We start from the raw sequence: 17964 nt of genomic DNA, 5'->3' as shown, positions 1-17964 counted from the left end.
TGGACGACCCATCGGCCGCACCCCCGTACCGTCGTAGCCGTGACAGACACGACTGAGCAGCTCAAGGCCAGAGGCCAGAAGAGCCCCGAGTACCGCCTCGTGCGCGAGGCCTTCGGCGGCCTGCGCGAGGCGCTGTTCCACGACGCCTTCGCCTACCGGCTGCTGCCGCCCAGGGAGACCGTCGGGCGGGCGGCCCGCCTCCTGCCGAAGCGGATACGCGGGTACGCCGTCTGGACCCCGCACACCCTCGTGGCCGCCGCGGCCGTGATCAGCATCTCCATCGGCTACCAGGTGGGCCTGGGCAGCGACGAGGTCTCGCATCTGCTCACGGGCCTCATCCCGGCGGCGATCATCCTGATGACGCTGATCAGGCCGGTCGGCGCGTTCTGGATGTCGCTGGCGTCGACCCCGGTCATGGCGGGGCTCGGGAGCTCCTTCGACGGCTGGCCGTGGGCGCCGCCGTCCTTCTTCGCGCACATCGTGGTGATGGTCGTGGTCGCGGCGCGGACGGGACCGCGCACCGCCGGGTGGATGTGGCTCGGGACGGCCGCCTTCGGCCTGGTCGCCGAGGTGTTCCTGGGCGGCGGCCCGGGGTCGTCCGACGCCGCGCCGATGCTGTTCTTCTCCGCGCTCGCGCTGCTCGTCACCACGGTGGTGCACGTACGGCGCGAGGCGCAGCGCGAGGTCACCGTGCAGCGCACCGTCACCGCCATCGAGCGCGACAAGCGCACGCTCCTTGAGGAGCGCACCAACATCGCCCGCGAGCTGCACGACGTGGTCGCGCACCACATGTCGGTGGTCGCCATCCAGGCCGAGGCCGCGCCCTACCGGGTGGAGAACCCGCCGCCCGAGCTGGAGCAGGCGTTCGTGACGATCCGCGAGAACGCGGTGGCCGCGCTCACCGAACTGCGCCGCGTCCTCGGTGTCGTACGGGCCGAGGACTACGAGGCGCCGGACGCCCCGCAGCCCACGCTCGCCGACCTCGACCGGCTCCTCGACAACGTCCGCGACGCGGGCCTGACCGTCGACAAGGTGGTCACCGGCGCGGCCCGTGAACTCCCGCAGGGCGTCGAGCTGTCGGCGTACCGGATCGTGCAGGAGGCACTGAGCAACAGCCTGCGCCACGCGCCGGGCGCCGCCGCCCGCGTCGAGGTGGGGTACGTCCTCGGCGGCCTGGGCCTGCGCATCGTGAACGGCCCCGCGAAGGGCCTGGTCAAACCGCCCGCCCGTCACCCGACCACCGCCCCTCAACGAGGGCTTCGCCCGCCCCTTTTGGAGGGAGCAGGGCACGGAATAACGGGCATGCGCGAGCGGGTCTCGATGCTGGACGGCGAGATGACCGCGGAGAGCACGGCGGAGGGCGGCTACGAGGTCACCGTCTTCCTGCCCGTCGCGAGCGAGCCGCGCATCGACCCCGCGGGGGAGGACGCATGACCATCCGGATCCTGATCGCGGACGACCAGATGATGGTCCGCGAGGGCTTCTCGGTGCTGCTGAACGCGATGCCGGACATGGAGGTCGTCGGCGAGGCGGTCAACGGCCGCGAGGCGGTCGAGCGGGTCCGCGAACTCGCCCCCGACGTCGTCCTGATGGACATCCGCATGCCGGAGCTGAACGGCATCGAGGCGACCAGGGAGATCGTCGCGTCCCAGGACGCGGCCAAGGTTCTCGTCCTGACCACGTTCGACCTCGACGAGTACGTCTACCAGGCACTGCGCGCGGGCGCCTCCGGCTTCCTGCTCAAGGACGCGTCCGCCCGCCAACTCGCGGACGGCGTACGGGTGGTGGCGTCGGGCGAGGCCCTCCTCGCGCCCACCGTGACGCGCCGCCTGATCACGGAGTTCTCCAAACTCGCGGAGTCCCCCCGGCTGTCCGCCGCGGTCCAGTCCCAGCAGTACGGCGAACTCACCGAACGCGAGACGGAGGTCCTTGTCCTCATCGCGCAGGGTCTGTCGAACGCCGAGATCGCCTCTCACCTCGTCGTGGCCGAGTCCACGATCAAGACCCATGTCAGCCGCATCCTGGTCAAACTGGGCCTGCGGGACCGCACGCAGGCGGCGGTCTTCGCCTACGAGGCGCGTTTGGTGACTCCTGGGTGAGGGGGCTTCCGTGTTCTTTTGCCCGCGGGCCGGTGGGGGCTTGTCGCGCAGTTCCCCGCGCCCCTGACGGGGCGCCCCGTCAGGGGCGCTGTTAAGGGGCGCGGGGCTGTGACATATGCGGCTCCGCCGCGTGGGCGCGAGCAACCGAGACGAAACCCGCAGACGTAATCCCGCAGAACGCCTAACGTCACCGCATGGACACCGCCCCCGCCGCCCTCGCGGCATTCGCCCCCGGCGACCCGGAGTTCCTGGCCGACCCCTACCCCGCGTACGCGGCCCTGCGCGAGGCGGGACGGGCCCACCACTACCCGCCGACGAACCAGTGGCTGATCCCCCACCACAAAGACGTCTCCACTCTCCTCCGAGACCGCAGACTGGGCCGCACCTACCTGCACCGCTTCACCCACGAGGAGTTCGGCCGAGCAGCCCCGCCCCCGGAGCACGAGGCGTTCCACGTGCTCAACGACAACGGCATGCTCGACCTGGAGGCGCCCACGCACACCCGCATCCGGCGCCTGGTCGCCAAGGCGTTCACGCCGCGTACGGTCGAGCAACTCAGGCCGTACGTGGAGGAGTTGGCGGACCGCCTGGTCCGCGACCTCGTGGCGGACGGCGGCGGCGACCTCGCCGCGAGGGTCGCCGAACCGCTCCCCGTGGCGGTGATCGGCGAGATGCTGGGTGTCCCCGAGGGGGACCGGAATCTGCTCCGCCCCTGGTCGGCCGACATCTGCGGCATGTACGAGCTGAACCCCTCCGAGGAGACGGCCGCCCGTGCGGTCCGCGCGTCGCTGGAATTCACCGCGTATCTGCGGGAGTTGATCGCGGTGCGGCGCGCGGATCCGGGGGACGACCTGATCTCCGGGCTCATCGCCGCGTACGAGGACGGGGAGTCCCTCAGCGAGCAGGAGATGATCTCCACCTGCGTGCTGCTCCTGAACGCGGGGCACGAGGCGACGGTGAACGCCACGGTCAACGGCTGGTACGCGCTGTTCCGCGCACCGGCCCAACTCGCCGCCCTGCGCGCGGACCCGGCGTCGCTCGTCCCCACGGCGGTGGAGGAGCTGCTGCGCCACGACACCCCGCTCCAGCTCTTCGAACGGTGGGTCCTTGAGGACATCGAGGTCGGCGGCGTCCGGATCCCGCGCGGCGCGGAGGTCGCCCTGCTCTTCGGCTCCGCCAACCACGACCCGGCGGTTTTCGCGGCCCCCGCCGAGCTGGACATCGCCCGCGCGGACAACCCGCACATCTCCTTCGGCGCGGGCATCCACTACTGCATCGGCGCGCCGCTCGCCCGTATCGAACTGGCCGCGTCCTTGGGGGCGTTGCTGCGCCGGGCTCCGCGGCTGAGGATGGCCGCGGAGCCCGGGCGGCGGCCGAATTTCGTGATGCGGGGGCTCACGGGACTGCTGGTCGAAGTGTGACCTTCGTTGCTGGTCCTTCGTCGTTGCCCGCGGGCCGCATGTGGCTGGTCGCGCAGTTCGCCGCGCCCCTTGCGGGGCCCCTCAGTTGATCATGTCGCGGCGCCGCAGCCCCGCGAGCCCCGCGCCCACAAGGGCCGCCGCGACCAGCGTCAGGAGCAGGACCGGCGGCCAGTTCGGGTCGCCGCCCGGCAGCTTCGGCAGATGGCCGAAGGGGGACAGGTCCATGACCGCCTGCGGCAGGTCGAGCGCCGGGCCGATCCAGCCGATCGCGAGGCAGACCCCGACCACCGCCCAGGAGGCGACGGCGGCCTTCGGGTACGCCCCGACGAGCAGCACCGTGAGCCCGCCGAGCGCCCAGACCGCGGGCAGCTGCGCCAGGCACGCGCCGATGACGGCACCGGCGTCCGCGCCGTGCCCGATGGCCATGCCGAGCCCGGCGGCCAGCATCAGGAGCACCGCCCCGCCGAACGCGATCACCAGATGGCCCGCCGCCCAGCGCAGCCGCCCCACCGCGCCCGCGAGCACCGGCTCGGCGCGCTGCGAGGTCTCCTCGCCGTGCAGCCGCAGCACGGACGCCGCGATGTACAGCGCGGCGATCATGCCGAACATGCCGACGATGGTGGCGAGGAAGGCGTCGGTCAGGCCCGACTGGCCGCCCATCCGCTCGATGATGTCGCGGGTGCTTTCGTTGTCGCCGACGATGTCGGCCGCGCCGTCCGCCATCCCGCCGAACACGATCCCGGCGAGCAGGAACCCGGCGAGCCAGCCGGACACGCTGCCCCGCTGCAGCCGCCAGGCGAGCGCGCCCGCCGTGCCGAGCCCGCCGCGCGCGGGTCCCGGCCGCGTCGGCAGGAAGCTCATGCCGATGTCGCGGCGCCCCGCCAGTTCGTACGCGACGACGCCCTGCGCCAGGATCGCGGCGCCGACGAGCAGCACGACCCACCAGCGCTCACCCGCGTACGCCCGCAGGTTCTCCTGCCAGCCGAGCGGTGAGAGCCAGGTCAGCGGGGAGGAGCCGGACTCCGTGCCCGCGTCGCCCGCGGCCCGCAGCACGAACGCCGTGCCGAGGACCGCGGCGGTGATGCCCTTGGCGAGCCGTGCGCTCTCGGTGAGCTGGGCGGCGATCGCCGCCATGGTGGCGAACAGCATGCCGGTGCCCGCGACGCCGACGCCGAGCGCGAGCGCACCGGCCGAGTCGTGGCCCGCCATGCCCGCGGTGATGAGCAGTCCGGCCGCGGCGTCGGCGGCGAACGCGGCGAGCAGCGCGGCGGTGAGGGGTGCGCGCCGGCCCACCATGGCCGCGGAGAGCATCTCCTGGCGCCCGGACTCCTCCTCGTCGCGGGTGTGCCTGATGACGATGACGAGGCTCATCACGGCGGCGAGGATCCCCGCGTAGACGCCGATGCGCCAGGCGGCGAGGGCGCCGATGGAGTCGCCGAAGACCGGCCCGTACATGGCGCGCATCGAGGAGTTGGAGTTCATCGACTCCATCGCGTCGGCGCGTTCGGCGGCCGTGCCGTAGATGCTCTCCAGCGAGCCCGGCATGGCGAGGACCATGCCGGAGACGATCAGGATCCAGACCGGCATCATCACCCGGTCGCGGCGCAGCGCGAGCCGCAACAGGGCGCCGGTGCCCGCGAGTTGGCGCGATCCGCCGGTCCTCTGCGGGTGGCCGGTGTTGGCGGCGGGGGCGGTGGTGGCGGTCATCGTGTCATCGCCTCTTCGTGCACGTCCTCCTGGTAGTGCCGCAGGAACAGCTCCTCCAGGGTGGGCGGGGTGCTGGTCAGCGAGCGGATCCCCGACTCGGTGAGCGACTTGAGCACGGCGTCGAGCTTGTCGGTGTCGACCTGCAGCCTGACCCGGTGCCCCTGGACGTCGAGGTCGTGCACGCCGGGCAGCCTGGCGAGGCCGTTGGGGGCGCCCGCGAGTTCGGCGGTGACGCTGGTCCGCGTCAGATGGCGCAGATCGGCCAGCGAACCGGTCTCGACGGTCCGGCCCTTCCTGATGATGCTGACGCGGTCGCAGAGCGTCTCGACCTCGCTGAGGATGTGCGACGAGAGCAGGATCGTCCGGCCCCGGTCGCGTTCCTCCTCGACGCAGCTCTGGAAGACCTCCTCCATCAACGGGTCGAGGCCGGAGGTCGGTTCGTCGAGGATCAGCAGGTCGACGTCGGACGCGAAGGCGGCGACCAGGGCGACCTTCTGCCGGTTGCCCTTGGAGTAGGTGCGGCCCTTCTTGGTGGGGTCGAGCTCGAACCGCTCGACGAGGTCGGCGCGCCTGGCCTTGTCGAGGCCGCCCCGCAACTTCCCGTACAGGTCGATGACTTCGCCCCCGGAGAGGTTGCGCCACAGGGTGACGTCCCCGGGGACGTACGCGATGCGGCGGTGCAGGGCGACGGCGTCGTGCCACGGGTCCCCGCCGAGCAGCTGCGCGGCGCCGGAGTCGGCGCGAAGGAGGCCGAGCAGGACGCGGATGGTGGTGGACTTCCCGGAGCCGTTGGGGCCGAGGAAGCCGTGCACCTCACCGGTCTCGACGTCCAGGTCGAGGCCGTCCAGCGCATGCGTCCTGCCGAACGACTTGTGCAGTCCGGAGACGGTGATTGCCTTCGTCATGTTTCTGAACGTACGCTACTTTCACAAACTTGTGAAGTTAAGGAAGCGTATAAACTCGCCTATGCGGTGGTGACCAGGGGAGAGGATCGGCAGATGGCCAAGGAAGAGACGCAGGGAGCCCGACGGAAGGCCGACGAGGAGTCCGTTGCCCGGTTCGTGGAGAAGTTCGCCTCACAGCTCGTCGAGGCGGGCATGCCACGGATGCCGTCGCGGGTCTTCGCCGCGCTGCTCGCCTCCGACTCGGGCGCGCTCACCTCGGCGGAACTCGGCGAACGCCTGCGGGTCAGCCCCGCGGCCGTCTCCGGCGCCGTGCGCTATCTGACGCAGCAGCACATGGTCAACCGCGAACGGGAGCCCGGCACGCGGCGCGACATCTTCCGGGTGCACAGCGACCAGTGGTACGAGGCGCTCGGCAACCGGGACTCGGTACTCAAGCGCTGGGAGGACGCGATCCGCGACGGCGTCGTGAGCCTCGGCGAGGACACACCCGCGGGGCAGCGGCTCACGGAGACGCTGGCGTTCTTCGAGTTCGTGCAGGGGGAGCTGACGGGGATGATGGATCGCTGGCGCGTGCACCGGGAGATGTTGTTCGGCCCGAAGTAGCCCCCGTATCCCGTACCTCGTATCCCGTAGGGCCGTCCCCTCACCTCGGCAGCGTCAGGCCCCAGGCCCTCGGCCGTACCGTCCACGTCCTCGTGCGGACCGGGCCCGCCACCACCGCGTCCGCGCGGTAGCGGAAGTCCGCGCCGGAGACCGTCACCGTGCGGGCCCGCACCCGCAGGGGCGCCGCCTCCGCGCCGACCGACGAGGGGCGGACCTCCACCTGGGCGAGGCCGCCGGTGCCCGTGGAGACCAGGACGCGGACGCCCTCGACGGTCCTGTCGAGGTCGACCAGCGTGACGCCGTCCGCCTCGACCCGCAGCCGGGCCGGTGAGGGCGCCGGTGCCGCCGGTGCCCGCGAGGGGCGTGCGGCGAGGGTGCGTACGAAGGACTGGCAGGTGCGCAACCAGGTGTGGCCCTCCGCGGCGGAGGCGGACGCGGGGGCGTGCCCCTCGGCGTCCGCGCCCGCCTCGGCGCCCCCGGGAGCCGCCGCGATCGGCGGGATCCGGAGATCCCCGAGCACCACCCCGTCGCTGTCGTCGACGAGCAGATCGAGCCGCCGCTCGGCGCCCTCGAGGACCGCACGCGCCGCGGCGACCGCCCCCGCGGGCACCCCGAGCGCCCGCGCGAGCGTCTGCGCGGCGCCCACAGGAACGACCGAAAGCGTGCACGCGGTCAGATCCCGCTCCCGGTGCAGCGCCCCGACGGCCCGCAGCAGCGCCCGGTCGTCGCCGACCACCACGAGCCGCCGCGCACCCCGTCTGGCCAGGGCTTTCGTGAAGTCCTCGGGGCCGTCCGGCAGGGCGACACGGACCGCCGCGCCCGCGCCGAGCACGTCCTTCGCGATCCGTACCGACTCACCGTCCGTGCGCCGGGCGACCGGGTCGATGACGACGAGCAGCTGGTCGCGAGCCGACAACGTGCGCCCTTTCTTTCGTCCTCGGGTAGCATCTTTGTGCAAGAGCCCCTTGCGCTATTGCGCCAGGGGCTTCGTCTATTCCGGGGCAGCATCCAAGGCACACCCATACGGCGGCTACGGCCCCAGACCTTGGACATGCCCCGCCCGGAAGGGGTGTACGCCTGTGCCCGCACTTGTGCTGCTCGGTGCTCAGTGGGGTGACGAAGGCAAGGGAAAGGCCACTGACCTGCTCGGTGGCTCGGTGGACTATGTAGTGCGCTACCAGGGCGGCAACAACGCCGGCCACACGGTCGTCGTGGGCGACCAGAAGTACGCGCTGCATCTCCTCCCTTCCGGGATTCTCTCCCCGGACTGTGTCCCGGTCATCGGCAATGGAGTCGTCGTCGACCCGTCGGTCCTGCTCTCCGAGCTGAGCGGTCTGAACGAGCGCGGCGTCGACACGTCGAAGCTGCTGATCAGCGGTAACGCGCACATCATCACGCCGTACAACGTCACCGTCGACAAGGTGACGGAGCGTTTCCTCGGCAAGCGCAAGATCGGCACGACGGGGCGCGGCATCGGCCCGACCTACGCCGACAAGATCAACCGCACCGGCATCCGCGTGCAGGACCTCTACGACGAGTCGATCCTCACGCAGAAGGTCGAGGCGGCCCTCGAGCAGAAGAACCAGCTGCTCACCAAGGTCTTCAACCGGCGCGCGATCGAGTCCGCCGCGATCGTCGAGCAGCTCCTGGAGCACGGCGAGAGCATCAAGCAGTACGTCGCCGACACCACGCTGATCCTGAACAACGCGCTCGACGAGGACAAGGTCGTCCTGTTCGAGGGCGGCCAGGGCACGCTCCTGGACGTGGACCACGGCACGTACCCCTTCGTCACCTCCTCGAACCCGACCGCGGGCGGCGCCTGCACGGGTGCGGGCGTGGGCCCGACGAAGATCAGCCGCGTCATCGGCATCCTCAAGGCGTACACGACCCGCGTCGGCGCGGGCCCGTTCCCGACCGAGCTCTTCGACGACGACGGCGAGGCACTGCGCCGCATCGGCGGCGAGCGCGGCGTGACGACGGGCCGGGACCGCCGCTGCGGCTGGTTCGACGCGCCGATCGCCCGCTACGCGACCCGCGTGAACGGTCTGACGGACTTCTTCCTCACCAAGCTCGACGTCCTCACCGGCTGGGAGCAGATCCCGGTGTGCGTGGCGTACGAGATCGACGGCAAGCGCGTCGAGGAACTCCCGTACTCCCAGACCGACTTCCACCACGCGAAGCCGATCTACGAAATGCTCCCCGGCTGGTCCGAGGACATCACCAAGGCCCAGACCTTCTCCGACCTGCCGAAGAACGCGCAGGGTTACGTGAAGGCCCTGGAGGAGATGTCCGGCGCGCCGATCTCCGCGATCGGCGTGGGTCCGGGCCGCACGGAGACGATCGAGATCAACTCGTTCATCTAGTCCGGTGCTCCGGTAGTCCGGCTCCTATGTGTCGGTGCGCCCCCGTTCGGCTTCGTCGAGCGGGGGCGCACTCATGTATCCGGCGTATTCCTGATCCGGGGCAGGGCGGCGGAAACTGCACCATGACGACGAACGCACCACCGCCGGCGCCCTCGCCGGCGCCCGATCCGCACGCGTCGCACGGGGCGGCCCGCGCCGCCTGGATCACCGGGGCGGCGACCGTCGCGGCCGCGCTCATCGCGGCCCTCGCCACGTACTGCTCCCAGCAAGGCGGTGGGGACGGGGGCGTCGGCGGGGACGGCGGGAGCAGCGGGAGCACGGGGCAGACCACCGCCGACACCGGTCGGCCCACCGCTCCCGAACGGGAACTCTGGAGCGAGACCCGGCCCTTGAAGTCGAACGCCACGTCCGGACCGCTGACGGCCCAGTGGCACATCCGCGTCAAAGGCACCCCCTCGACGACGGGCTGCCGCCTGCGCGCGGAGACGAACATCGACGGGATCGCGGAATCCGCCCGCGTCTACCTCGACGAGGTGGAACTGCTGCCCGCCGAGGTCAGGGCCGGGCCGCAGGAGGGCAAGGGGGCCGAGTCCCTGGTCACGCCCGAGAGCGCGTACACCCTGGAAGGGGGCGCCGCGGGCACCGTGTACTGGGCCCGGGCCTACGCCCGCGTGAAGTGGCCGGACACCGGGGTCATCGGCGGCAAGGGGGAATTCGTGCTGGGGCGGCGAAGGGTGGACCGTTCCTGTGCGGTGCTGGCCCCGGGGCCCTGAGCGGTGTCTTCGCCGGCCTGCGCGTGGGGGCGCCGCCCTCTCCCACCCACCCGCCCCGTCCGAACCGGGCGCGGGCCCGGGGCCGTGACGGGTCGGCCGGGGTGCCCCGATGTGGCGTCGACCGGCGTGCCCCGGTGTGGCGCGTCGGCCGGGGTGTCCGGGTGGTGAGTTGGTGGCCCGGTGCGTTGGGGCGCTGCCCTCTCCCACCCGCCCGCCCCGTCCGAGCCGGGCGTGGGTCCGGAGCCGTGACGGGTCGATCGAGATCAACTCGTTCATCTGAGCCCTCTTGAGCCCTCTGGTTTCCGTTCACCCCAAGGGGTGGGTCGCAGGGGAAAGCGACCCGCCCCTTGCGCATGTCCGGCGAGACTGCGGGGCATGGCAGCGAGCGGCGTTACGGTGGAAGGGCATCTCCGACATGCCCGAGCGAGGAGTAGGCCGATGAGTGCGCAGCCGGTGGAGCCAGCAGGGCAGAAGGTCACGTATCAGCGGCTCGCGGAATTCGTCGAGGTCATTGAGGCCCAGGTGGAGAACCGTGGCGACGTGGTGCGGGCAGACATCACGAACCAGGAGATCACCGTCCACATGATGTCCCCATCGAAGCCGCATGGAAAGATCGTCGCGCGGATCATCTTCCAGATCCTGTCCCAGGACCCGGACGCGGTCACACTCGCCGAGACACGGGTCGACCACCCTGAGCTCGGCCTGTGCCGCACCGCGGATCTCCTTGTCATGACGAAGGAAGCGGACGAGCAGGAGACCGCGGACTTCGCCGCGTTCGCGCCTGACGTATCCGTGGTCATCGAGGTCGTATCCCCTTCGGACCCGGGCCGCGACTACGTCGCCAAACTCCGCGACTACCCCCGCATGGGCATCCCCGTCTACGTGATCGTCGACCCCCGTGACGGCACGATCACCGTGCACTCCGGTCCCGACACGGCCGCGGGAGAGCCCCGTTACGCGGACGCCCCGCGCCACTACAAGTTCGGCGACACCGTGCAGATGGGCGCGTGGTCCGTCGACACCGCCGAGTTCCCCCGCTACCGCTCCTGACCGATCCGGACTCGCGGTCCCTGCTTCACGTCACGTCACTTCACTTCGTCACTTCGTCCAGTCGACGAATCGTTTCCATGTGGCGGTCTGGACGGTGAGATGGGGGAGTTGGGGGGCCTTGGAGTCGCGGATGTGCGTGGCGGTGGCGGCCTCGGGGCAGGCCGCCACCTCGACGCAGTTCCCGCCGCCGTCGTCGCTGTACGACGACTTCCGCCAGGCGTAGGCGACTTCGAGGCAGTTCCCCCCGCCGCCGTCGCTGTAGCTCGACTTGAACCACCGCAAGGTGCCGGTCATGTCTCTCCTCCTGCCAACCGCTCGATCAGGCTCAGCGACTGGTCGGGGCTGAGGGCCTGTGCGCGGATCTTCGCATAGCGGTGCGCCAGTTGGGAGACTTCCGCCGGTTCGCTGACCAGGATGCCCTGGTCCTCGATCTCCATGTAGACGACGTGCTCGTGGTCCTTGGTCTCCACGAGCTTCATCGGGCCGCGGTCGCCCGCGTACGTCCCGCGCAGTCCGCGGTCCAGTGGCAGGACCTGCACGGTGACATTGGCCCGCTGCGCATCCTCGGCGAGAGCGCGCAGTTGCCCGCGCTGGGTCTCCCAACTGCCGAACGGGCGGCGCAGCACGGACTCTTCGAGGATCAGCTCGATCATCGGTGCCGGGCTCCGGTCGAAGAGACTCCTGCGGGCGATCCGTGCCTCGACCAACTCGTCCCGCTTCTGCTCCGACACCGCGGGATAGCTGCCACCGATCAGCGCCCGCGCGTAGTCCTCCGTCTGGAAGAGGCCGTCTACGACCAGCGTCTCGTACGAGGAGAGGGTGACGGCCTCCGCCTCCATCGCGGAGAAGCCCCGGAAGCGTACGGGGTACTTCTCCATCAAGACGTACTTCCGCGCCTTCTCGAAAATCCCCAGCCCCGACCCGATCGTCTCCTCCAGCTTCACCAGCATCTGCTCGCTCGCGGGCTGCGCGCACGTCTCCATCGCGCTGATCGCCGAGCCGGTGTAGCCGATCAGGTCGCCCAACTTCTCCTGCGACAGCTGCTGTTGCTCCCGCAGTGCCTTTGCCAGGTCGGCGACGAGACGGGTCGCCCCGCCCGCCTCGTCCTTGTTCTCGGACCGCGCCATTGCGGTCACCTCCGAACTCAACCGAACTCAACCGGTCCCAACCCGCCCCTGCCGTATCCCCACGGTCAGTGGCGGTCGACGCGGAGTCATAGAAGAAGCTAACCCGCACCCGCTTACCTGAATCCATGAACACGCAAAACGTGCAGGTCGACTGGATTCCTGCGTGGATTCCCGCCACCGGCTTCCAACTCCGCAAGGCGGGGGTCCAGTTCGACGCGGTCCGGGTCGACGGCGACGCGGGCCGTGCCCTCGCGGACGAGCTCGCGCGGCTCACGGGAGGTGACCCGGGGCCCGTCGTCGAGGAGGCGAACGGGCGGCGCTCGGTGTACTTCCTCGTGCCGGTCGGCAGTACGTCGCACCGTCCATGGCCGGACGGTGTGACGCGCCTGACGTCGGGGCCGAGCCTCATCTCGTACGTCCCCGTACCCGCGCTCGAGGGCTGGACCTGGCCCCTGAGCTGGCGCTACCGGCCCCTGGCCCAGGGGCGCCTCGTGCACACACTGCTCCTGCGGACCGCGCTTAACTCTCAGGAGTGAAGAATGTGAACTCCAGCCCCGCAAAAGGGAGTTCTGGCTTGCGCTTGCTGCTCTGCATGCCCATAGAGTCGCCGCGAACAGCGCGGTCCGACGGCCGCGCAGAGAACGCCCCCGCGGTGCGACAACACCCGGGGGCTCGACACCCGGAGCAAGACCTCCTGATGCGCATCCATCGTACGACGCCCACGCGCGCCTTCTCCAGCTTTGCCAACTCCCTTCTCCGTGACCGGAGCATCTCCTGGTGCGCGGCAGGCGTACTGATGTACCTCCTCAGCCTTCCGAACGGCGCCCGCGCCACGGTCCGTTCGCTGGCCGAGCAGCGCAAGGAAGGGCGGATGCGGGTCGCCGCCGCCCTGCGTGAGCTGGAGGAATCCCGGTATCTGCGGCGGGCCGTGCACAAGGACCGCGGGAACGGCCAACTCTGCACCGTCTACGAGGTGTTCGACACTCCGTACGACGAGGAGCCCCGAGAGGGTGACGGGAAAAAAGTTCAGAACTTGGCCTCCGGCGAGTCGGCCTCCGGGGCGGCGGGCCCTCTCCCTTCGGGAGAAAAGACCAGGGAAGAAAGACCTCCCTCCCCCGAGCCGCGGTCGCCCGAGCCGCGGTCGCCCGAGCCCCCGTCCCCCGAACCGCCGGGCGCCGCCGCCCGGTTGCTGAGCTCCCTGGGGCGCAGCGAGCCCCGGCTCGCGCTCGGTGCCGCCGAAGCGGTCCGCCTCGCGCCGCTCGTCGAGGAGTGGTGGGCGGTGGGCGTGAGCGACGCGGGGGTGCGGGCGGCGCTGACGCAAGGGCTGCCGCCGCGTGTGTACTCGGCGGTCGCGCTCCTCGGTGACCGGCTGCGGCGGAAGCTGCCCGCCGCGCCTCCTGCGCCGAGGCCGCCGGCGGAGGGTGCGGAGACGCGTGTTCCGGGGCGGCCCGGGTTCGTCGCCGCCGCGCAGCGCGGCGGGGTTGCGGTCAGGGCCGCCCTGCGGGGGGTGGCCGCGCCGCCGCCTGCCTGAGCGGGGCGGCGCGTCTCAGACTCCCGGCCCGCGTCCGTGCGGCCGGGTCCTTCGAAAGAAACGGAGTGCCATGACCATCGCACTCGAACGCCCGGAGACGGTATACCGCCAGTATACTTTCGTCATGGCTGACACCACGATCAAGGTCGACCCCGCTGTCCGTGACCGCCTCCTGGAGCTGGCCCGCGAGCGCGGGATGACCATGCGTGATCTGGTCGCGCAGCTCGCGGGCGCCACCCCCACCAAGGAAGAGCTGCGGCGGCGGTACGAGGAGACGAAGGCCTACGTCGAGGAGCACTTCCTCGGCGGGCCCTACACGGAAGAGGATGAGAAGGCGGGCGAGCAGCTCTGGGCCGACCTTGAGGCCGGGCGCATCGGGGAGGTCCAGTGAAGAAGGACAAGTACCCGCTGCCGCGCGCCGTCATCTTCGACGACACCGCGGCGCTGGCGCTCGGGGCGGGCAATCGGATGGCGTCCCGCCTGGTGGTCGAGGCCGAGAAGGACCCGGCCCTCAAGGTCTACGTCCCGGCCCTGGCCCTCGCGGCCGCCGAGCGTGACCGTGCGGGCGTCGCCGAGCACGTCGGCTCGCTCTCGTGCATCGACATCACCGAGCTCGACTTCGCGGCGGCCGCTGCCGTCGGCAAGCGGCTGCGGATCGATGAGGCGGCGGACTGGGGCGGCGCGCATGCGCTGCACCTCGCACTGCCGTCGGCCGAGTGGCCGCGTGGCCGCCCGGTGCTGACCAGGGCGCCGATCCGCTATCGGGGCACGGGTATCCGGGCCATCCGGATCGAGGGCTGACCGCCCGGGGCGGGGTTCCCACGTTGCGAACCCCGCCCCCCCATCGGACGATCATGAATAGTCACCGTCCGTGCCCAGCGTCACTGTCCGTGGCCTGCCCGTGAGGGGAGGGTGTCGCATGACCGAGGTCCGCAAGCCCACCGTCAGGCAGCGCTGGCGTTACTGGTTCGACAACACCATGGCGCGGGGCACGCCTGCCCTGATCGGGTGGCTGACGCTGTTCTGTCTCGTGATCGTCGTGCCGGCGAGCGCCGCGCTCGTCTGGGCGGACAAGAACACGCCGACGACCCTCACGAACCAGGCCGTGGCGATCTGGAAGAGCATCGGCAGCACGTTCAAGCTGGGCGGCGCGGTCGGCACGCCCGCCTATGTGGCGCTGTCCGTGCTGCTCGCCCTGGTCGCGCTGTTCTTCGCGTCCACGCTCGTGGGGCTCATCACGACGGGGGTGAACCGGAAGATCATGTCGCTGCGCCTCGGCAGGTCCGCGGTGATCGAGGAGCGGCACACCGTCGTGCTCGGCTGGTCCGACCAGGTCTTCCCGATCGTCAGTGAGCTCGTCGAGGCCAATGCCAACCACCGCAGGGCGGCCGTGGCGATCCTCGCCGACCGGGACAAGCTGGCGATGGAGAGCGACATCCACACGCAGGTGCCCGAGACCCGCAGCACCCGGGTGATCTGCCGGACCGGTGACACCTGCGACCCGGCCGTCATCGGGCGCGTGGGGCTGCACACGGCCCGTTCCGTGCTCGTCGTCACGCCCGCCGACGAGGACGGCGACGCCCAGGTCATCAGGACGCTGCTCGCCGTGAACAGCGACGCGGGGCACCGGGGCGGCGCCCACCTCGTGGCCGCGGTGCGCGACGGCAGGCACCACGCGGCGGCCTGTCTCGCCGCGGGGCCCGACAGCAGCGTCCTGAACATCGACGACACCACGGCCAGGCTCATCGTGCAGACCTCGCGCCAGCCGGGACTCTCGCTCGTCTACGAGCAGCTGCTCGACTTCGCGGGCGACGAGTTCTACACGGTCCCGCCGCCCCCGGACCTGGTGGGCCGGGCCTTCGGTGAGGCGCTGCTCGCCTACCGGGACTCCTCGGTGGTCGGCCTGGTGCGCGCGGACGGCACGGTCGCGGTGAATCCGCCCGCCGCCACGACGGTCCGCGCCGACGACCTCGTCGTGGTGGTGGCGGGCGACGACGACGCGGTCGAGCCCGCGGGGTCGGGCCAGGTGCCCGAGCCGGACGAGACCGCGATGGTGCTGCCCGTACCGCGCAAGCCGGTCCCGGAGCGGATCCTGCTGCTCGGCTGGAACCGCAGGGCCCCGCTGATCATCGAGCAGCTCGACGGATATGTCGCAGCGGGTTCGGCCCTGGACGTCGTGGCGCGCGGCGGGCGGCCCGCGGAGGAGGCGGCCCGGATCACCCCGACGACCCGGCTGAAGGTCGATTTCCGCAGCGCCGCGACGGACCGGCCCGAGGTGCTCGCGGCGCTCGACGTCGCGTCGTACGACAGTGTCGTGGTGCTCGGCTACGAGGACGAGGAGGGCCGCACAGGACCCGTGTCCGACGGGGAGACCCTGGTCACGCTGCTCCATCTGCGCGCCCTTGAGCAGGCCATGGACCGTGAGCTGCCCGTGGTCACGGAGATGGCCGACGACCGCAGCAGGGCGCTCGCCCCGATCAGCGCGGGCGCCGACTTCATCGTCAGCGGCAAGATCATCAGCCTGTTGATGACGCAGGTCGCGGAGAACCGCCGACTGGCCGGTCTCTTCCGGGAGTTGGGCAACGCCGAGGGCAGCGAGATCTACCTCAAGCCGGCCGGTGACTATGTGCGGGCGGGACAGGAGGTCTCGTACGCGACCGTCGTCGAGTCGGCCCGCCGCCAGGGGCAGTGCGCCATCGGCTACCGCCTGCAGTCGGAGGCCGGGGCCGCGCCCGGCTTCGGGGTGCGGCTCAATCCGGACAAGGCGAGGCGGGTGACCCTGGGGCCGGGGGACAGCGTGGTCGTGGTGGCCGCCGAGTGAGTACGGGGGCGCCGGGGGGTCAGTCGGCCGCGTCGGCGCCGCAGATCCGCAGGCCCTCGGGGGTGGCGCAGGGCAGATGGCCGTGGGTGCGGATGACGTCGAGGCCGTTGCCGCGCGCGTAGGCGAGGAAGCTGGAGGCCAGGGAGTCGGCGGGCGGCAGGCCGTAGGTGTAGGCGTACTCGATCTCGCGGTAGGGGTAGTCGGTGCGCGAGAGCTGTTCGACGGAGGGCTCGTGGCCTTCCAGGTTGAGGCGGTGCAGGCCCTTGAGGTCGCCGGCCGCGCGGAGTTCGCTGTAGCCGAGGGCGCCGGGGATGCGTTCGACGGCGTCGATGACCTGGTCGGTGGAGTCGAGTTCGCAGCGGGTGACGGGGACCGAGGGGTCGTCCTTGCTCAGGCAGTCGTTCGACGACGCCTTGATCTCGAAGGCGCCGTTCAGGACGCGGCGTTGGAGCGTGTCGCGGGTGCCGGAGCTGGAGCCGCGGCTGACAAGGACGACGGGCAGGTCGGGCCCGCCGAGTTCCTTCCAGTTGCGTACGTCGCCGCGGTAGATGCGCCGTACCTGCGGAAGGGTCAGATTCCGCAGCGGTACGCGGTCGTTGAGGACGAGGGCGAACAGGGAGACCGCCACGCGGGACCCGGCGAGGCGCGGGAAGCCGTCGGACTTGGGGCCGTCGGAGAACGCGATCAGGGGCGGCGACCCGGGGTGCTCCCCCTTGAACTTCTTTCCCTCGTCGTCCAGTTCGCGCACGCCCGACGTGCTGCCGTGCGCGCTGACCTCGATGTCGGAGCCGGGGCAGTCCTTCTCGTACTTGTCCGCGAGCTCCTCGGCGACGGGCGCGAACGCCGTCGAGCCGAGCACCGTCAGGCTGCCGGTGGCGCACTCGATGGGCGGCGGGTCGTCGTCGCGCAGCACGATGATCGAGGCGAGCGTGACGACGGACAGGGTGAGCAGGACGGTCAGGATCCTGGCGGGCCCGGACAGGAGCGGCGGCTTGTCGTCCGGGGTGGTCGAGCGGTTCGGCTGGACCTCGCCCGCCTGGATGCCGCCGGAGATGGTGATGTCGCCGCCGACGGGGCCGCCGGTGAGCAGGACGAGCAGCTTGTAGTGCCGGCCGCGGTTGAGCGGGACGCGCGGGATGTGCAGGGTGCTGCCCTCGTAGCGCAGGCCCGCGCCCGGCGTGAAGTGCTCCATCAGATGGTCGGCGCCGGGCGGCGCGGTGACCGCGAGGCCGCGGATGGTGCGGCCGGTGAAGACGGCGGTGAGGCCGTGCAGGGCGCGGCCCGTGTAGTCGGCGTCGGTGATCTCCTGCGAGCCGTCGTTCTCGACCCGCAGCAGGGCGAGCGTGGCATCCGACATCTCGGGGGTCTCGTCGAAGAGCCCGAGCCGGGCGTTGGCGCCGCCGGTGCGGACGTTGTCGCCTATGGCGGTGTCCATCTGGACGCGGTAGCCGATGCGCTTGCGGCGCGGCACCCGGCGTTCGTACCAGAGGGCGCCGACGGTGGCGAGCAGGCCGAGGACCGCCGTGAGCACGGCGATGACGTTTTCGGTGCTCAGCCACTCCAT

Annotated in this window: 18 protein-coding genes; 12 read left to right on the top strand and 6 right to left on the bottom strand. The window is 71.2% G+C overall.

Annotated elements, in window-relative coordinates; translation table 11 throughout:
- Nucleotides 1-39 precede the first annotated feature (39 nt).
- The 3 genes from ACFWZ2_RS09755 (at nucleotide 40) to ACFWZ2_RS09745 (ending at nucleotide 3520) form a co-directional block, all read left to right on the top strand.
- The gene (locus tag ACFWZ2_RS09755) at nucleotides 40-1434 is read left to right on the top strand and encodes a sensor histidine kinase (RefSeq protein ID WP_384544155.1); all 1395 of its coding nucleotides are present in this window, start codon (nucleotides 40-42) and stop codon (nucleotides 1432-1434) included.
- Nucleotides 1431-2099 (top strand): response regulator, encoded by a 669-nt coding sequence (locus tag ACFWZ2_RS09750; RefSeq protein ID WP_384544153.1) that lies wholly within the window; start codon nucleotides 1431-1433, stop codon nucleotides 2097-2099. Before ACFWZ2_RS09755 ends, ACFWZ2_RS09750 begins: the two co-directional genes overlap by 4 nt.
- Before the next feature lie 194 nt (nucleotides 2100-2293).
- A complete protein-coding gene (locus ACFWZ2_RS09745; protein ID WP_384544151.1) occupies nucleotides 2294-3520 on the top strand; it encodes a cytochrome P450 in 1227 nt (408 codons plus the stop codon).
- An 81-nt stretch (nucleotides 3521-3601) separates the two neighbouring features.
- Here ACFWZ2_RS09745 and ACFWZ2_RS09740 read toward each other — a convergent pair whose 3' ends face one another.
- A complete protein-coding gene (locus ACFWZ2_RS09740) occupies nucleotides 3602-5227 on the bottom strand; it encodes an ABC transporter permease (protein WP_384544149.1) in 1626 nt (541 codons plus the stop codon).
- Nucleotides 5224-6132 (bottom strand): ATP-binding cassette domain-containing protein, encoded by a 909-nt coding sequence (locus tag ACFWZ2_RS09735; RefSeq protein ID WP_384544147.1) that lies wholly within the window; start codon nucleotides 6130-6132, stop codon nucleotides 5224-5226. The genes ACFWZ2_RS09740 and ACFWZ2_RS09735 overlap by 4 nt, the downstream gene beginning before the upstream one ends.
- A gap of 93 nt (nucleotides 6133-6225) precedes the next feature.
- Here ACFWZ2_RS09735 and ACFWZ2_RS09730 point away from each other — a divergent pair, with 93 nt between their 5' ends.
- Nucleotides 6226-6735 (top strand): GbsR/MarR family transcriptional regulator, encoded by a 510-nt coding sequence (locus ACFWZ2_RS09730; protein ID WP_384544145.1) that lies wholly within the window; start codon nucleotides 6226-6228, stop codon nucleotides 6733-6735.
- Between the two features lie 40 nt (nucleotides 6736-6775).
- Here ACFWZ2_RS09730 and ACFWZ2_RS09725 read toward each other — a convergent pair whose 3' ends face one another.
- Nucleotides 6776-7651, bottom strand: a complete 876-nt coding sequence (locus tag ACFWZ2_RS09725; protein WP_384544143.1) for a diacylglycerol kinase family protein — start codon at nucleotides 7649-7651, stop codon at nucleotides 6776-6778.
- Between the two features lie 163 nt (nucleotides 7652-7814).
- Here ACFWZ2_RS09725 and ACFWZ2_RS09720 point away from each other — a divergent pair, with 163 nt between their 5' ends.
- From ACFWZ2_RS09720 to ACFWZ2_RS09710, 3 genes are all read left to right on the top strand, one after another.
- On the top strand, nucleotides 7815-9098 hold the full coding sequence (locus ACFWZ2_RS09720) for an adenylosuccinate synthase (RefSeq protein ID WP_384544141.1): 1284 nt from the start codon (nucleotides 7815-7817) through the stop codon (nucleotides 9096-9098).
- A 122-nt stretch (nucleotides 9099-9220) separates the two neighbouring features.
- Nucleotides 9221-9871, top strand: a complete 651-nt coding sequence (locus ACFWZ2_RS09715) for a hypothetical protein (RefSeq protein ID WP_384544139.1) — start codon at nucleotides 9221-9223, stop codon at nucleotides 9869-9871.
- A 438-nt stretch (nucleotides 9872-10309) separates the two neighbouring features.
- Nucleotides 10310-10921: a Uma2 family endonuclease gene (locus ACFWZ2_RS09710; RefSeq protein WP_384544137.1), complete on the top strand. Its 612-nt coding sequence runs from the start codon at nucleotides 10310-10312 to the stop codon at nucleotides 10919-10921.
- A gap of 48 nt (nucleotides 10922-10969) precedes the next feature.
- Here the strand turns inward: ACFWZ2_RS09710 and ACFWZ2_RS09705 are convergent, their stop codons facing one another.
- Nucleotides 10970-11215, bottom strand: a complete 246-nt coding sequence (locus ACFWZ2_RS09705; protein WP_384544135.1) for a DUF397 domain-containing protein — start codon at nucleotides 11213-11215, stop codon at nucleotides 10970-10972.
- Complete coding sequence (locus ACFWZ2_RS09700; protein WP_384544133.1) at nucleotides 11212-12057, bottom strand: helix-turn-helix transcriptional regulator; 846 nt, start codon at nucleotides 12055-12057, stop codon at nucleotides 11212-11214. Before ACFWZ2_RS09700 ends, ACFWZ2_RS09705 begins: the two co-directional genes overlap by 4 nt.
- 116 nt (nucleotides 12058-12173) lie before the next feature.
- Here ACFWZ2_RS09700 and ACFWZ2_RS09695 point away from each other — a divergent pair, with 116 nt between their 5' ends.
- The 5 genes from ACFWZ2_RS09695 (at nucleotide 12174) to ACFWZ2_RS09675 (ending at nucleotide 16400) form a co-directional block, all read left to right on the top strand.
- Nucleotides 12174-12584: a hypothetical protein gene (locus tag ACFWZ2_RS09695; protein WP_384544131.1), complete on the top strand. Its 411-nt coding sequence runs from the start codon at nucleotides 12174-12176 to the stop codon at nucleotides 12582-12584.
- 161 nt (nucleotides 12585-12745) lie between these two features.
- Nucleotides 12746-13579 (top strand): hypothetical protein, encoded by an 834-nt coding sequence (locus ACFWZ2_RS09690; RefSeq protein WP_384544129.1) that lies wholly within the window; start codon nucleotides 12746-12748, stop codon nucleotides 13577-13579.
- Nucleotides 13580-13703: 124 nt separating this feature from the next.
- Nucleotides 13704-13970 carry a hypothetical protein gene (locus ACFWZ2_RS09685; RefSeq protein WP_384544127.1) on the top strand — a complete coding sequence of 89 codons (267 nt, stop codon included), beginning with the start codon at nucleotides 13704-13706 and terminating at the stop codon, nucleotides 13968-13970.
- Nucleotides 13967-14380 carry a hypothetical protein gene (locus ACFWZ2_RS09680; RefSeq protein ID WP_384544125.1) on the top strand — a complete coding sequence of 138 codons (414 nt, stop codon included), beginning with the start codon at nucleotides 13967-13969 and terminating at the stop codon, nucleotides 14378-14380. The genes ACFWZ2_RS09685 and ACFWZ2_RS09680 overlap by 4 nt, the downstream gene beginning before the upstream one ends.
- A 118-nt stretch (nucleotides 14381-14498) precedes the next feature.
- Nucleotides 14499-16400, top strand: a complete 1902-nt coding sequence (locus ACFWZ2_RS09675; protein ID WP_384544123.1) for an NAD-binding lipoprotein — start codon at nucleotides 14499-14501, stop codon at nucleotides 16398-16400.
- Between the two features lie 19 nt (nucleotides 16401-16419).
- Here ACFWZ2_RS09675 and ACFWZ2_RS09670 read toward each other — a convergent pair whose 3' ends face one another.
- Nucleotides 16420-17964 carry a substrate-binding domain-containing protein gene (locus tag ACFWZ2_RS09670; RefSeq protein ID WP_384544120.1) on the bottom strand — a complete coding sequence of 515 codons (1545 nt, stop codon included), beginning with the start codon at nucleotides 17962-17964 and terminating at the stop codon, nucleotides 16420-16422.

The organism is Streptomyces sp. NPDC059002 (genome assembly GCF_042740435.1).
GTDB lineage: Bacteria > Actinomycetota > Actinomycetes > Streptomycetales > Streptomycetaceae > Streptomyces.
The sequence above is the reverse complement of the archived record's forward strand: the minus strand, read 5'-3'. Positions and strand labels throughout refer to the sequence as shown.